The organism is Paraglaciecola sp. QJM3NY_14 (genome assembly GCF_056173245.1).
Map to the genome: position 1 here is coordinate 4,983,108 of NZ_CM149664.1, position 14,247 is coordinate 4,997,354.

12 protein-coding genes are annotated in these 14,247 nt (G+C 45.8%); 7 read left to right on the forward strand and 5 right to left on the reverse strand.

Annotation, left to right across the window (positions count from 1 at the left end; translation table 11 throughout):
• Nucleotides 1–44: 44 nt before the first annotated feature.
• The 4 genes from AC0VYA_RS21310 to nhaA form a co-directional block, all read right to left on the reverse strand.
• Nucleotides 45–1,088 (reverse strand): PA2778 family cysteine peptidase, encoded by a 1,044-nt coding sequence (locus AC0VYA_RS21310; protein ID WP_475489607.1) that lies wholly within the window; start codon nucleotides 1,086–1,088, stop codon nucleotides 45–47.
• A 27-nt stretch (nucleotides 1,089–1,115) separates the two neighbouring features.
• Nucleotides 1,116–1,490, reverse strand: a complete 375-nt coding sequence (locus tag AC0VYA_RS21315) for a PA2779 family protein (protein WP_041714147.1) — start codon at nucleotides 1,488–1,490, stop codon at nucleotides 1,116–1,118.
• Nucleotides 1,491–1,777: 287 nt separating this feature from the next.
• A complete protein-coding gene (locus AC0VYA_RS21320; RefSeq protein WP_011576885.1) occupies nucleotides 1,778–2,287 on the reverse strand; it encodes a hypothetical protein in 510 nt (169 codons plus the stop codon).
• A 113-nt stretch (nucleotides 2,288–2,400) separates the two neighbouring features.
• The gene (gene nhaA / locus AC0VYA_RS21325; RefSeq protein ID WP_011576886.1) at nucleotides 2,401–3,606 is read right to left on the reverse strand and encodes a Na+/H+ antiporter NhaA; all 1,206 of its coding nucleotides are present in this window, start codon (nucleotides 3,604–3,606) and stop codon (nucleotides 2,401–2,403) included.
• Nucleotides 3,607–3,728: 122 nt separating this feature from the next.
• Between nhaA and AC0VYA_RS21330 the strand changes: the two genes are divergently transcribed.
• The 7 genes from AC0VYA_RS21330 (at nucleotide 3,729) to secF (ending at nucleotide 13,165) form a co-directional block, all read left to right on the forward strand.
• Nucleotides 3,729–4,616 carry a LysR family transcriptional regulator gene (locus AC0VYA_RS21330; RefSeq protein WP_011576887.1) on the forward strand — a complete coding sequence of 296 codons (888 nt, stop codon included), beginning with the start codon at nucleotides 3,729–3,731 and terminating at the stop codon, nucleotides 4,614–4,616.
• A 288-nt stretch (nucleotides 4,617–4,904) separates the two neighbouring features.
• Nucleotides 4,905–6,284, forward strand: a complete 1,380-nt coding sequence (locus AC0VYA_RS21335; protein WP_475489608.1) for an N-acetylmuramidase domain-containing protein — start codon at nucleotides 4,905–4,907, stop codon at nucleotides 6,282–6,284.
• A 47-nt stretch (nucleotides 6,285–6,331) separates the two neighbouring features.
• On the forward strand, nucleotides 6,332–6,763 hold the full coding sequence (locus AC0VYA_RS21340; RefSeq protein ID WP_006995027.1) for a 3TM-type holin: 432 nt from the start codon (nucleotides 6,332–6,334) through the stop codon (nucleotides 6,761–6,763).
• 467 nt (nucleotides 6,764–7,230) lie between these two features.
• Nucleotides 7,231–9,405 (forward strand): glutamine synthetase III family protein, encoded by a 2,175-nt coding sequence (locus AC0VYA_RS21345; protein ID WP_475489609.1) that lies wholly within the window; start codon nucleotides 7,231–7,233, stop codon nucleotides 9,403–9,405.
• Between the two features lie 211 nt (nucleotides 9,406–9,616).
• Nucleotides 9,617–10,186, forward strand: coding sequence for a hypothetical protein (locus tag AC0VYA_RS21350; protein WP_475489610.1), 570 nt, complete (start codon nucleotides 9,617–9,619; stop codon nucleotides 10,184–10,186).
• A 169-nt stretch (nucleotides 10,187–10,355) separates the two neighbouring features.
• Nucleotides 10,356–12,182, forward strand: coding sequence for a protein translocase subunit SecD (secD, locus tag AC0VYA_RS21355; RefSeq protein ID WP_475489611.1), 1,827 nt, complete (start codon nucleotides 10,356–10,358; stop codon nucleotides 12,180–12,182).
• Nucleotides 12,179–13,165 carry a protein translocase subunit SecF gene (gene secF, locus AC0VYA_RS21360; protein ID WP_473477018.1) on the forward strand — a complete coding sequence of 329 codons (987 nt, stop codon included), beginning with the start codon at nucleotides 12,179–12,181 and terminating at the stop codon, nucleotides 13,163–13,165. The genes secD and secF overlap by 4 nt, the downstream gene beginning before the upstream one ends.
• An 88-nt stretch (nucleotides 13,166–13,253) precedes the next feature.
• Here secF and AC0VYA_RS21365 read toward each other — a convergent pair whose 3' ends face one another.
• Nucleotides 13,254–14,054, reverse strand: coding sequence for an RMD1 family protein (locus AC0VYA_RS21365; protein ID WP_475489612.1), 801 nt, complete (start codon nucleotides 14,052–14,054; stop codon nucleotides 13,254–13,256).
• Between the last annotated feature and the right edge of the window lie 193 nt (nucleotides 14,055–14,247).

Below are 14,247 nucleotides of genomic sequence, written 5' to 3' on the forward strand. Positions count from 1 at the left end.
AATCGACCTTTGGCTTCGCGCTCTACTGTTGTCGCCAGTTGTGGTCAGCGGATCAGCGGGCATTGAGTTGCTGCGCTTTCGTTACGATTTTGCCCTTTTTGGATTAACTCGGGGATCTGTTTTTGGGTATCAAGCAAGTTGGCGTTGTTTGGTTCATAGGCCAAAGCCCGACTGATTAATATGTTCGCTTGAGGGGCGCACCCTAACGAAGCCAGCGCGTACGCGTAGTTGTTTAGATAAGGAAGGTTTTCACTAATCTCGAAGTGATTTTCGGCGTTATTTCCAACGTTAGCATTATCTCTCTTTGCATGGCTGTACTGGTAACCTTGCTGAAACCAATTCACCGCTTTTTTTGGGCTGTCAGCAAGGTAATCATTGGCGAGTAGAAAGTAGTTCAACCAATTCTCAGGCCAAGTCTTAATGGCAGTTTGCAGCGCCTCTCGCCCTGCTTTTTTCTGACCTGTAGCAAGCAAATCTTGCGCGGCTTGAGTGTAATTAAGTGAGCTAAATTGATAGCTCATTTTATCTGGCGGGACAGCGGCTAACAGCCAGTAATCAGCGCGCGCCCACGTGCGCTCAAATGTGGTGAAATTCAGTCGGTGATTTTCAGTTTCACCTGTATGTAAAATCACTTCTTTGGTGTTCAAGTCGTAACCAATCACTAATGCATAATGCCACATAGGCAACAGTGCTACAGAAACGTTTTGCAGCACCACTACAGGCACATCATCACGAATTAAACCCAATAGGGTCTGTAAATTACCTTTTTCAGCATAAGCAAGTAAGCCCTGTTGACGACTCGCCGAGACCATTTCAAGCTGCAAGCTGCCTTCTAATTCAGGAACAAATAGGTTCGGCGCTATCTCATCGGGAGTGCTTTCATCACCGTAATAATTGAACACCTCAGCCAATGTCGTTGGGCCGCAATAGAATGCTCGTTGAGGGTAAAAAGGTACATTTTCGATGAGATGCGTCGCTGCAAAGTCATTTTTCTCAGCAAACAGCTTTTCTGTTTGCGGTGCGTTTTGACAAGCACACAACATACACAAAAGGCTGACAATAATGCCAACCTTAACGTTATGAAACATATAGGTATATCTCGAGTTAAATAAGCTCTAGCTGTTGATGGGGCGAATAAACGGGTACACATCTGTTACGCCGAGTAAATCGAGTAAAGCAACCACGGCAAGAACGGTCACAATAGCCCCCACAATGCCACCAGCTGGCATATTGTTCATTTGCTCGTTCAATGCGTTTAATTCATTTTGTGTCATATGGTTGATACGACTCTTTGCGTCAGCTGTGCTTACACCTAGCGCCTCGAGTTGAGCTTGTACTTCGCTGCTATCAACCATTGATAACACTTGCTGCTTATTGAATTGATAATGGGCTTGATTAAGTACATCGCTTGAGCTGTAAACACCTGCTGAGGCGGTTCCTAACGATATGGTCAAAAATAGGGCGGTTACTAGTGTGATAATTTTAGTCATTAAGTTCTCTTTGTAATTTTGCAGTGAGTTAAGCGTTACGTGGCACTTACCTCTCACTTTGTGAAACTGAACTAGCACATTACAAGTCTTATGCCATCACTAAAAAACTTAAAAAATTTAGAATTAACTGTTACTTATCAAACAATTAGATTGAAGACAGGTAAAGGTGAAAAAGTATCCTGTCGCAAATAACCAACGAAAAAGGGAAAAGCTGCAAACTGAATGTAATAAGTTCACAGCCCACTAAACTCCCTCTACCCGCCGACCTATAAGCTTACAGCCAGCAATTAACGTTGCTGGCAGGGATAGGTCGTTTTGATTGCTTGGTAAATCTCCTCAGCGACACTTTTCCTCGCATCGATTTTGTTGGGTAAGGCCCCCACTATAGCCATCACTACCTCAGGATCCACATCTGCGTTGGGCAAACAAAATTCAGCTAAATAGGTATCAGCATCAGTAGCCCGTGAGCTGCCCAGTCTCGTGCGAATCGCTCGCTTAGAAAAGCTATTCATATCGTTTCCGCGCTCTAGGCCACGCATAATTTGGGCGTCTGTCAGTACAGCACCATGCAGAAACCCCTTAATGAATTGATAACAGGTTGAGTCAACGACTTGAGATAATTCAGACTCGCGCTGGTCTGACTGATGCTTCAGATTCTGGCAGTTTTGCCAGACGCCTAGCTTAGTATTATCGGTCGAAGCCAAAAGCGAATGAGGGATGAGCATACAAGCCAAAGTTAAGAATACGGCACTGTATACGCGTATGCTGAATATGTTAGATATCGCAAATTTACACATAACGTTCTCCTAATTATCGCACTGCCTAGGTACTGTATTGAGTGACCTTATTGAGCGACCTTATTAAATGACCTAATTCGGCAATCTTTAAATAACCTTACCGGTCACTGTCATTAAGCGTCTCTGGCAGCTTCTCGCTCAGCACGCTCTTTTGATTTCGCATTACTTCTGGCCAACAACACAGCGCCCAGCACAGCTGAGACTAACGACCCTAGCAATACCCCTGCTTTCACACTCGTTTGATAAGCCAAACCTTGCTCTTCAAACGCTAAGCTGCCGATAAACAAACTCATGGTAAAACCAATACCGCACAGCAAACTCACGCCATATAACTGCACCCAAGTGGACCCATCAGGTAATTTGGCTAATCCTGTCTTAACCGTTATCCAGCACACACCAAATATCCCTAGTTGCTTACCGACAAATAGCCCCACTGCAATGCCTAAGGTAATGGGGTTTAGCAAATCAGATATGCTTGCACCAAATAGCGATACCCCAGCGTTTGCAAAGGCAAAAATAGGCAGCACCACAAAGCCTACCCACGGATGCAATTTATGCTCTAGGTGCGGCAGCATTGGGTGCCCATCTTCATTCTTAAGTTTAAGAGGGATAAACCACGCCAGCGCGAAACCGGCTAATGTTGCATGAACGCCAGATTTAAGCACTGCAGCCCACACCACTACGCCTATCAAGACATATGCAGCCTGGCGACGCACGTTAAATCTGTTGAGTAAAAATAGCGCTACAAAGCCTGCGCACGCCACGATTAACGATGTGGTTGAAAGATCTTGTGAGTAAAACAAAGCAATAATAACAATTGCCCCGATGTCATCGAATATCGCGACGCTAAGTAAAAACAGCTTTAAGCTCAAAGGCAGAAACTTGCCAAAGATGGTGAATACACCAACAGCAAACGCAATGTCAGTAGCAGATGGAATAGCCCAACCGTTTACAGCGACTGGATCGTCAATGTTGAACCAAACGTAAATGAGTGCAGGAAATACAATTCCCGCTATTGCGGCAACAGCAGGCAAGGTTATTTGTGAAACAGATGATAACTGCCCGCCTAGCACTTCGCGTTTTACTTCTAGGCCGACTAAAAAAAAGAATATCGCCATTAAACCGTCGTTAACCCATAGCAACAGCGGCTTGGCGATTTCAAAGGCTCCAAAACGAATACTGACCGGAATTTCCAGCAGCCCGTTGTAAAAATCATATGCAGGTGAGTTGGCAAGGACCATGGCAATGGCTGCAGCTATCACCAGTAATACGCCACCGGCTGCTTCATGTTGAATTAATTTGCCGAGATAAGACTGCATAATTCCCCCCCTCAAACGAAGATAATCTTAATTAATATACGCAGAGGCCTCTGTTAGTTATAGTCGTTTTCATCTTCGTTTCGATCAGGTTTTTCCTGATAACAATTAAGTGAGTTCAGAACGTGAATCAGTTAAATTACCAGCACTTATATTACTTTTACGTCACGGCGACCGAAGGCAGCATCATAAAAGCAGCCAGCGTTCTGCACCTCACACCACAGACCATCAGCGAACAAATTCGTACCCTTGAGGCATACTTCGGTTTTGACTTGTTTGACAGAGTGGGTAAACGCTTACAGCTCAATAGCCAAGGTCAACTCACCTATAATTTTGCTAAAAACATTTTTAGTATGGGTAACGAGTTACTGCTTTCAGTGAGACACCAACAGCAAAACCAACAACACGTGTTGTCCATAGGGGTGACCGATGTGTTGCCTAAAATTCTTGCATTCGAAATGTTTCAACGCAGCTTAACAGTCCATCCGAATGTGCGCCTGGTATGTAAAGAAGGGGATCTAAATAGCCTTACCGCAGAGCTGGCACTGAGTAAAATTGATGGTATTTTATCTGACCAACCACTACTCAATACCAGCAATGTTAAAGCTTATAATCACTTGCTTGCTCGCAGTGGATTAAGCTTTTTTGTTGCTCAGGACCTAGCAGAGAAGTTCGTTGACTTCCCCCAGTGTCTAGATAACCAACCCTTCTTATTACCCGGCGATAAATCAGCCCAAAAGCTATCGATACTTGCTTGGTTTGCCAAACACAATATCAATCCACAGATTGCAGCTGAATTTGACGACTGCGCACTAATGAAACTATTTGCTCAACGCGGCTACGGGGTATTTTGTGCACCAACTTCCGTAGAGCATCATATAGAAAAACAATACAAGGTACGGGTGATTGGTCGCACTGATATGATCACGGAACATTTGTATCTGATTTCCCCGGAGCGAAAAGTCACCAACCCTCTATTATCACCGTTAGTCATTAAAGGCGCGGCTCGTTAAAGGCATTGCTCAATGAGGGCACAGCTTAATGAAGGCACAGCTTAATAAAAGAGCAGCGTCTTAAAGGTATTGCCATTTAGTCATCGGGCGCACAGCGTAAAAATGCTACAGAAACACTCTGTATGTTTTTTGTACAAAAAAACTGGCTTAACTGGCTAAACCTGCTATCAATTTAATTGAAGGTCATTGATATGCAGGAGGCACCGTCATGTTCCCTTTTAAGCGCAGAATATTCACTTCACCATCCGACTTACCACATTTAACAATGCTGACATGGGTGAGCACCTTATGCTAGATGCTGTCAGCGCCGACGTACTTAACGTGCGAAGTTTGCCGTCAACCACCAGCGCCATCGTCGGACAGCTCACGCGGGGTATGGTGATGGTAACCACCCCGATGCAGCAGGGTTGGGTGCAATTTCGTTTCGGTGGCACATTCGGCTTTGTATCAGGTCACTATCTGCAAGCCGTACGCGACTTAACCCGCCTAACGGGCACAGTAAATACACAGCTGCTAAACATTCGCCAAGAACCACATGCAGGCGCAACCGTACTAGCTAGCGTTGCCCTTGGGGCTTCAATTAAAACCTTAGCGGTGGTGGGCGATTGGTTAGAAGTTGAGTTTAATGGGCACCAAGCCTACACGTTCGCAAAACACGTCGATTTGGTGTACGCCGATAACGGCTATTACGCGAGTGTCACTGCCAGTGCATTGAACGTGCGCAGTGCTCCGCATCATCAAGCTAGCATTTTTGGTCAACTCGCTGCTAATAGCCTCGTTTGGGTGGAAGGAGATCAGCAAACTTGGTCGCAAATACGCTTTAATGGCAATCGCGGGTATGTGGCCAGCACCTATTTGCAAGTCGCGCCGGTAGCTGACGATGGCACGCCTGCAAAACAAAATGATCACCAGGATCCGAATGACGAATTACTCGATAACGAGCTTCCTACTGCTGCTACAGCCCTAGAGCCGGCAGAACAATTAACCCCAAATCTTATTCTCACGGTGGCTGGTAGCAAAGAGCAACGTGCTGTGGCTGCAACCTGGAATCGCTGGGGTGCGCTGCTAACAACGCTCTGTGCTGAAAAGGATATTGATGTGGCCTGCGCGGTCGCTGTTTTGTGTGTAGAAAGCCGAGGTAAAGGTTTTGAGCAAAACAACAGTGACCGTTTGATTATTCGGTTTGAGAATCATAAATTTTGGAAATATTGGGGCAAGCACCACCCTCAGCAGTATCGTCAGCACTTTTCGTATGATCCGAAAAAAGTCTGGACTAAGCATCAATGGCGAGCAAATCCAAGTGATCCATGGCAGAACTTTCATGGTGTGCAATCAAAAGAGTGGCAGGTATTCGAGTTTGCACGCAGTTTAGATGAAAATGCCGCCATGTTATCGATCAGTATGGGTGCACCGCAAATAATGGGCTTCCATTATGAACGCATTGGTTATCAATCTGTGGTCGAGATGTTCGACGCCTTTTGCCAAGGCATACCCGCGCACATACACGGCTTATTTGAGTTTTTTGACCACATTATGCATCAGCATTTACGCGACCATGCTTTCGAGAACTTTGCAGCCTTATACAACGGGAGCGGTCAAAAAGCCTTATACGGCCGGCTGATAAAAAACCACAACGACGCATTTACCAAATTACACCCGAATGCATAACTCAAGCACCACAAATCACCTCACGGACACACCCGAGGAGCAAGAACATGAACGTATTTTCATTTATCAGTAATTTGTTTGAACCTGCCGTAAAGCTAGTTGACGATCTACATACCAGTGATGAAGAACGCTTGCAGTTACAAAGCCAAATTAAAGCCGTTGAAAACGAACTGTTAGCCAAGGTCATAGACTATGAAAATCAATTACTACAAAGCAAGACCGCGATCATCACAGCGGAGTCTACTGGGCAATCTTGGATCCAGCGCAACTGGCGTCCTATCACCATGCTCACGTTTTTAGCTCTAGTGGTACTAGACAGTTTCGGTTGGTTACCCAACCCCTTGGCTGATGAGGCTTGGACATTGTTACAAATAGGCTTAGGTGGTTATGTTGCGGGTCGTTCAGCTGAGAAAATCACCCAGCAATATTTACAGGCCAGACCTGCTGATGGCAAAGCAGCTTCATCGGCAAAGGGTTAGTGAATGCGTTAACGAGAGCGACCCTGCTATATTCTGCGGGTCGAGCGTATAAGATATGTTCGCTCTTCACTTAATGAGTGATGCATTGCGTCCTTTACTGTCACATTTCACCTGTTCGGCTTTACCTCATATTCCCCCTCTCTTTTCGCACCAATAAGAAGCAAAGATTGATAAGCCCTCTTTTTTAGCACCAATTTGGTGCGAATTCCAAGATGATATGACACTTAGTTGCCCTTCGCCCTGCTCGCTAAGCCCTGCCTTCTGTGCGCTGGTAAAGGCTTTAGATAGGCTCAATTGCTTGCTAAACAGGCAGTTCCGTTAACATATTGGATATTTTCAAATTTGCTCGTTAAAACAGCAGTTTTTGGCGCAGTTATTGTATAGCACAAGTTATATCCAGAAGACGCATAACACTGGTCTCACCGCCGCTGCGCTCACAACCCATTACTTATCAACAAGGAATACCTATGTCGGGTCATGCTTCACGCCTTAACGCTATTACGCAAATCACTAACAGAGCACCAAAAGAGTGCGCCGGTACTAAGCCGCTAACAGATATTTGGGCGACAGATGTATTTGGTCTAGCAAAAATGGAAGAAGCCCTGTCGAAAAATGCATTTAAAGCGATTAAAAATACCGTCACGACTGGCGCGCCGCTCGATCCAGCTACCGCGGATGTAGTTGCCTCAGCGATGAAAGTATGGGCTATCAGCAAAGGGGCAAAGTTCTTTTCGCATGTCTTCTACCCTATGACCAACATCACGGCCGAAAAGCATGATGGCTTCATCATTACTAATCCAGAAGGTGCTGCCATAACTGAGTTTACGGGCAGCCTGTTGATTAAGGGGGAGCCTGACGGTTCATCTTTCCCTAATGGTAGTTTACGTATGACCAATGCGGCACGTGGCTATACCGCGTGGGATCCCACCAGCCCCGCTTACATTATGCATACTGCTAATGGCGCGACGTTGATGATCCCTAGCGTATTTATTTCGTGGACTGGGGAAGCGCTGGATAAAAAGATCCCATTGTTGCGCTCAAATGCCGCCATGGATAAAGCAGCCCGCAAAGTACTTAGCCTTATGGGCGAAGAAACAATTGCGCCGTTGAACGCTAGCTGTGGTGCAGAGCAAGAATACTTTCTTGTGGATGAGCATTTTGCCAACTTGCGTCCAGATTTGTTACTTGCAGGTCGCAGTTTATTTGGTGCAGCTCCTGCGAAAGGCCAGCAGTTCGATGATCATTACTTTGGTGCTATTCCAGCCCGTGTTCAGGTGTTCATGCAAGCCTTTGAGGACAAGCTTTACCGTTTAGGTATACCGGCTAAAACTCACCATAACGAAGTGGCGCCCGGGCAATTTGAAATAGCGCCTTACTTTGAATCCTCAAACGTGGCCGCTGATCATCAACAATTAATGATGACATTGATGAAAAGCACGGCTAAAGAGCACGGTTTCTTGTGCCTGTTACATGAAAAGCCTTTCGCTGGCGTCAATGGCTCTGGTAAGCACGTAAACTGGTCAGTGGGCAACGCCACCCAAGGCAACTTGCTAGACCCAGGTAGCACACCACACGATAACCTAAACTTCTTGCTGTTCTGTGGCGCGGTTATTCGCGGTGTGCACAAACACGGCGGTTTATTGCGTGCGGTTATTGCTTCGGCATCAAATGACCATCGCTTAGGTGCAAACGAAGCACCACCAGCCATACTTTCGGTGTATTTAGGCGACCAATTAGAAAGCGTATTCAACGACATCAAAGCCGGTAAATTACTTGAAAAAGCCAAAGGCGGTTTGATGGACCTAGGCTTGTCGCAAATATTAAAGTTTGAACGTGACCCAGGGGACCGTAACCGTACCTCACCTTTCGCCTTTACCGGAAACCGCTTTGAATTCCGCGCGGTAGGCTCGTCTCAGTCAGTTTCTGGGCCACTGGTCGCTATGAATACCATGCTCGCCGATTCATTAGATTGGATAGCGGAAAGGCTTGAGGCTGCACTTGCCAACGGAACAGATAAAACTGCGGCGGTTATTGTGGTGCTAAAAGAGCTAATGGAAATGCACGGTGATGTGGTTTTCGGTGGTGACGGCTACAGTGAAGAATGGCATAAAGAAGCGGTAGAAGTTCGCTGCCTCAAAAACCTACCCACCAGTGCCGATGCCCTACCTGAATTTAAAGCGCCAGAAGTAATCGATTTATTTGTTAACACAGGCGTGTTGTCACAAGACGAGTTATTTAGCCGTTTTGAGGTGTACGCTGAGCAATATATTTTATCTCTTGAGGTAGAAGCAAAACTCGTTATTGATATGGCGACCACGCAAATATACCCTGCAGTGACTCAGCATCTAACCCACTTAGCGGATGTCAGCCAAACCTTATCAGGCCTAAGTTTAAGTCTAGAGAACACCGACTTAAACGAAGCGGTAGAACAGGCCAATGGCATGATGAGCGCGGTAAAAGAGCTGAAAGTAGCACTAGCAGAACATAATTTTGCGAGCACGGAAGAACACATGTCGTTTAGCGCGAAAACCTTGTGCCCATTGTTGCTAAAAGTACGTGAACACGCAGATACACTTGAAGGCATGGTAGCTGATGACTTATGGCCGCTGCCTAAGTATCAAGAGATGTTATTTATTAAGTAACCCTGAGCCAAGTTGCGCTCGATGAGACGACTTACATGCTAATGGCTAAGTAAGCTAACAAGTAGATAAGTAAAAAGGAGCCTAGGCTCCTTTTTTATTGCTCACGCAAGTTCGCCGCAGGACAACGTATTTTGTCACACTTTATTACTTGTCTTTATGCTACTCACCTTTATCATGGCGCGACTTTTGTTTATGGAAAATGTTTAATTTTATGTTGGTTTGGCGCGCGTTTATATTCAGCATAGGTATTGCTCTTTTTACAGCAATAGCAAGCCCTGCCTGCGCCACAGCAAATATCAGTTCTCCACTAAATTTAGTAAGTGATGTTGTATATTCACAGGCAATGTCTGACAGTGACTCTGTCGTAAACGATAGTGCGCTGCAGCACAGCTTAACCTTAGGTCAGGCACTATTAGCTGACGTATCGTTTTCCAAACGGTCAAAATCCCCCCAACTGCCTGACAATACCGATGAAGATCGTTTGTCAGGGAGCAAGAAACCGACATTTCAAGTTAGATTTAATCACAATGTCAGCTTACCGCCTTTTGAGCGTCAAGCTGCGAGCGCGTTTGGGTCCGTGTTTCAAAACGAGCCAAGCTTTGTATTGGTATACGAATTTTTACCTGAAATTTTAGGCCTAAAACACTTTTTAGCGCCATTAACCACACACATTTCCGTTCCTTGGTATTTGCGTGCTGATATGTCAAATAGCCACAGTCGCCTTGCAGGCTGGAAAGACAGTAACGCTCAGTATACTGCTGCCATTACCTACCTTAGTTAAACCGTTCTCTCGCCCTTTTACGGGCGTCACTTTCTTATGCTGTTTAAGTGCCGGTGAGTGCTTAAGCAATAGATTTTTTGCGTTCGCGTGTCAAAACGCTAACGCCTCCTAGCGAGTTTGCGCTGCAACATCACACAGCCAAGCCTACTGGGTAATGAAGAGAACGAACATGCGAAAAACAACAGCAAAGCCCAAGTACACTTGGCAAATTTTGGTGATTATCGTCACCGTTATCATTTTAGGCTTAAATGCCATTCCGACGTTTTATGGCAATCACAATGCCTTACTCGTCAGTGCAGTTAACCCAACACAGTCATTGCCCAATACACAAACGTTACGCAAGGCAGTACAACAGCAGAACATCAACGTAGAGCAAATCATCAATAGTGAATCGAGTAGTAAAATCGTTATTGACGGAGACGACGAAGCTTTACTCGTAGCGCAAACCCAACTTAAAACGACCTTAGGCGACGACTTTCAAGTACGCTTAGGCAGCCAGTCAGCCGCACCAAAATGGTTACAAGGCATGGGAATGTCCCCCATCAAGCTTGGCTTAGATTTAAGCGGCGGCGTGTTATTTGTGCTTGAGGTCGATACTCATAAAGCCGACCAAGAACGTTTAGGCAACGCAAAGGACGAAGCGCTGCAGCTTATCCATGATAAAGGTTTGCGTGGTATGAGCGGGAAGCTAGCCGACTCACAAGAGAAGATTAACCTTCACTTTCTCACTCACCAAGCAAGCCAAGTCAAAAAGGTGGTCAATGAGTTACAACAGCAACTACCCGGCATAACCTATACCGCAAGCGGCGATCGCGATGCCGCGCTGGTATTTTCAGATCAAAGTGTCACTACCTTTCATCATGAAATTATGGCCCAAGCTCTGACCACCCTGCGCGGGCGTATTGAAGAGCTTGGCATCACAGAAGCCGTTACCCAGCGCCAAGGTCAAAACAGAATACGTATTGAGTTACCAGGGGTGAAAGATCCAGAGCAAGCCAAGCGTATTATCGGTGCCACCGCATCGCTGGATTTCTACGAAATGGCCCAAAGCGGCACAGTGGGAGCCAAAACCTTTACTGATGAAAATGGTCGTCGTCTGCGCTTGGCACCTAAACCCATTTTCACTGGCTCAAATATCGAAAATGCGACCTCAGGGCGTGATGAGATGGGTATTGCACTAGTAAACCTAGCGCTTGACGGCATCGGCGGTAAGAAGATGTCTGACTTCTCTAAAGACAATATTGGCAATCCTATGGTCACAATATTCTCTGAATACCATAAAAACAGCGCAGATGAGATGGTCAAAAGCAGCAAGGTCATTAGTGTAGCAACCATTCAAAGTCAGTTAGGCAACCGCTTTAGCATCACCAATTTAGATAGCCCACAAGCGGCTTCCGATCTCGCTTTATTATTGCGTGCAGGCTCACTAGATGCACCTATCACCATAGTGCAGCAACGCACCATTCAAGCGTCGTTAGGACAAGAAAACGTCGGTAATGGCATCATGGCACTCGCTATAGGCTTGGGTTTTACGTTGGTCTTTATGGGCTTGTGGTACCGCAAATTAGGGCTTATCGCCAATACCAGCTTGATTCTTAACTTAGTATGTTTATTAGGCTTAATGGCGCTATTGCCCAATGTTGTACTCACCCTACCCGGCATCGCTGGTTTGGTGCTCACGGTGGGCATGGCGGTCGATACCAACGTGCTGATCTTTGAACGTATAAAAGAAGAGCGAAAACGCGGGCGGAGTAACTTTTTGGCGATTGAAACGGGCTACAAAGAAGCCTTCGCCACTATTTTAGACGCCAACGTCACGACCATGATCACCGCCCTCATACTGTTGAGTATCGGTTATGGGCCGGTCAAAGGATTTGCGATGACCTTAAGTTTGGGCATTTTAACCAGTATGTTTACCGGCGTATTCGTTGCTCATGTATTGACGTCATTGGTTAAACCGCAAATAGCCATCAAACAAAAGGAGCTAAGATCATGAGCGCAAACACATTGAAAAATGCAACCAGTACGCAAGAAGCGACAAACACAATCAGCCAATCTACGGGAGTCCACTCACCCATGGCCATGTTCAGTAAGGTACGTTTGGCTGGTTTTTATCTCGCCATCTCATTGATGCTGCTTTCGGCTATCGGCTTAGGCTTTAAAGGGCTGAACCTCGGGCTAGATTTCACGGGTGGCTACATGACTGAGTTCACTACCTCGCAAAGTATCAATAAAGAGCAAATGCAAGACCAGCTTGCCACGCATCTAACTGGCGATTTTGAGTTAAACAGTAGTGGGGCAAACACCCAATGGACGATTCGCCAAGCTGATGGTGCCAACCATGTCATCGACAAAGACTGGCTTAACAACTTCGCGGCGCAATCGGGCTATGACATCAGCCCACAAGACTCGGTTTATATTGGCTCACAAGTAGGCTCTGAGCTGATTGATAATGGCGGATTGGCTTTGATCGTCGCTGCAATTGCCATGATGATATATCTAACATGGCGCTTTGAATGGCGCTTAGCCTGTGGCTCGCTCATGGCGTTAGTGCATGATGTACTCGTGGTTTTAGGGTTATTCGCCTGGCTGGGTTTACCGTTTGATTTGACGGTATTGGCGGCCGTGCTGGCCATCATTGGTTACTCGCTGAATGACTCTATTGTCATCGGTGATAAGTTACGTGAAGTGATGCGCGCGAAAACCAATATGAGCATGAGTGACATAGTCGATACAGCCGTAAAATCGACCTTAACACGCTCACTAATTACCTCCGGTACTACACTCGCTACCATAGGCGCCATCTGGATATTCGGCGGTCAGCCGCTACAAGGTTTTGCTATTGGGCTGTTCGCCGGCGTGGTATTTGGTACCTTGTCGTCTATTGCTGTATCGGCAACGATCCCTCAGCTTATCGGCTTAAATCCTGAGTTTTATCAGCACAGAGCCCAAGAGTTGTTGCTTAACGATGAACCGTAAACCTAACCGTTAGCCCTTCTGGTTATTAGCGTATAAAAAAGCCCGCTCTTTAGCGGGCTTACATCATTAATATAAGTCACTTATTGGCTCATAGGCCTAAGAGTATCTGCATTTCCTTTGCGCCAAACATCACAATTTCCACTGCAATTAGAATGATAATGATCCATTCTAAGAACGATGAATGTTGGTGATTCTGTTCACCCGCAAGCATGTCGAATAATTCATGTATGGTGGCTAACTTTTTGGACAGCAACTCAACCCGTTGATGAATTTCTAAATAGCGTGCGGCCAAATTGTAGGTGCTTTCATACTCTGGGTATTCCCAGAAAAATTCAGGGGTATCAAGCAATCCATAATGCAAAATAATATCGCTTTTGGTACTGAACAACGTACCGCGGATCTTCGCTATATTGCGTCGCGATAATTTGATTTTACCGGTTTTAGCCAACGTTTGCGGAATATGCGCGTGGTCTTGGATTGTTTGTTGTGCCTGACTTTCATATTCGTTTAGCTTTAACGATTGTGCTAACGCATGGCTCACCGCCAAACGCGACAAATGATCATCTTGGGCCAAACTCACGGTATCCTGACTGATACGAGATTCAGGTGCATCTAACACAAAGCGAAAATGCTCTTGGCTAGCGGCAGTTAATAAACCTTCAGCCAAACTTAACCGATGCAATAACGCTAACCGTTCATCTTCATCCACACCCCAAAATACGGCAATACCGTAGTCAAATAACCACACTTCACCACCAGGTAACGCAATATGTACCGCGTCGCGATAACGCGCGCCGCGCTCTGCATTTAACCAATCTTGTTCAGAACTTAAAATCGACTCTTCATTACCTAAGTAAATGGCTGAAATGCGATTATTACTAAATTTCACAATGTATCCGGTAGGCCCATGGCCAGTAAGAGAAAATCGCGCTAATGTAAGGCCGAATTCAATCCGTGTACAGTGGAATTTTTGTGCAATTTGAAAATATTTTTAAGATGATTTTTTCGTCTGAAAGCCCGCTGTTAAATCGTAGATTTCACACTCATGGAACTCGCTCAACACGCCTTTATTAGAGCGACAC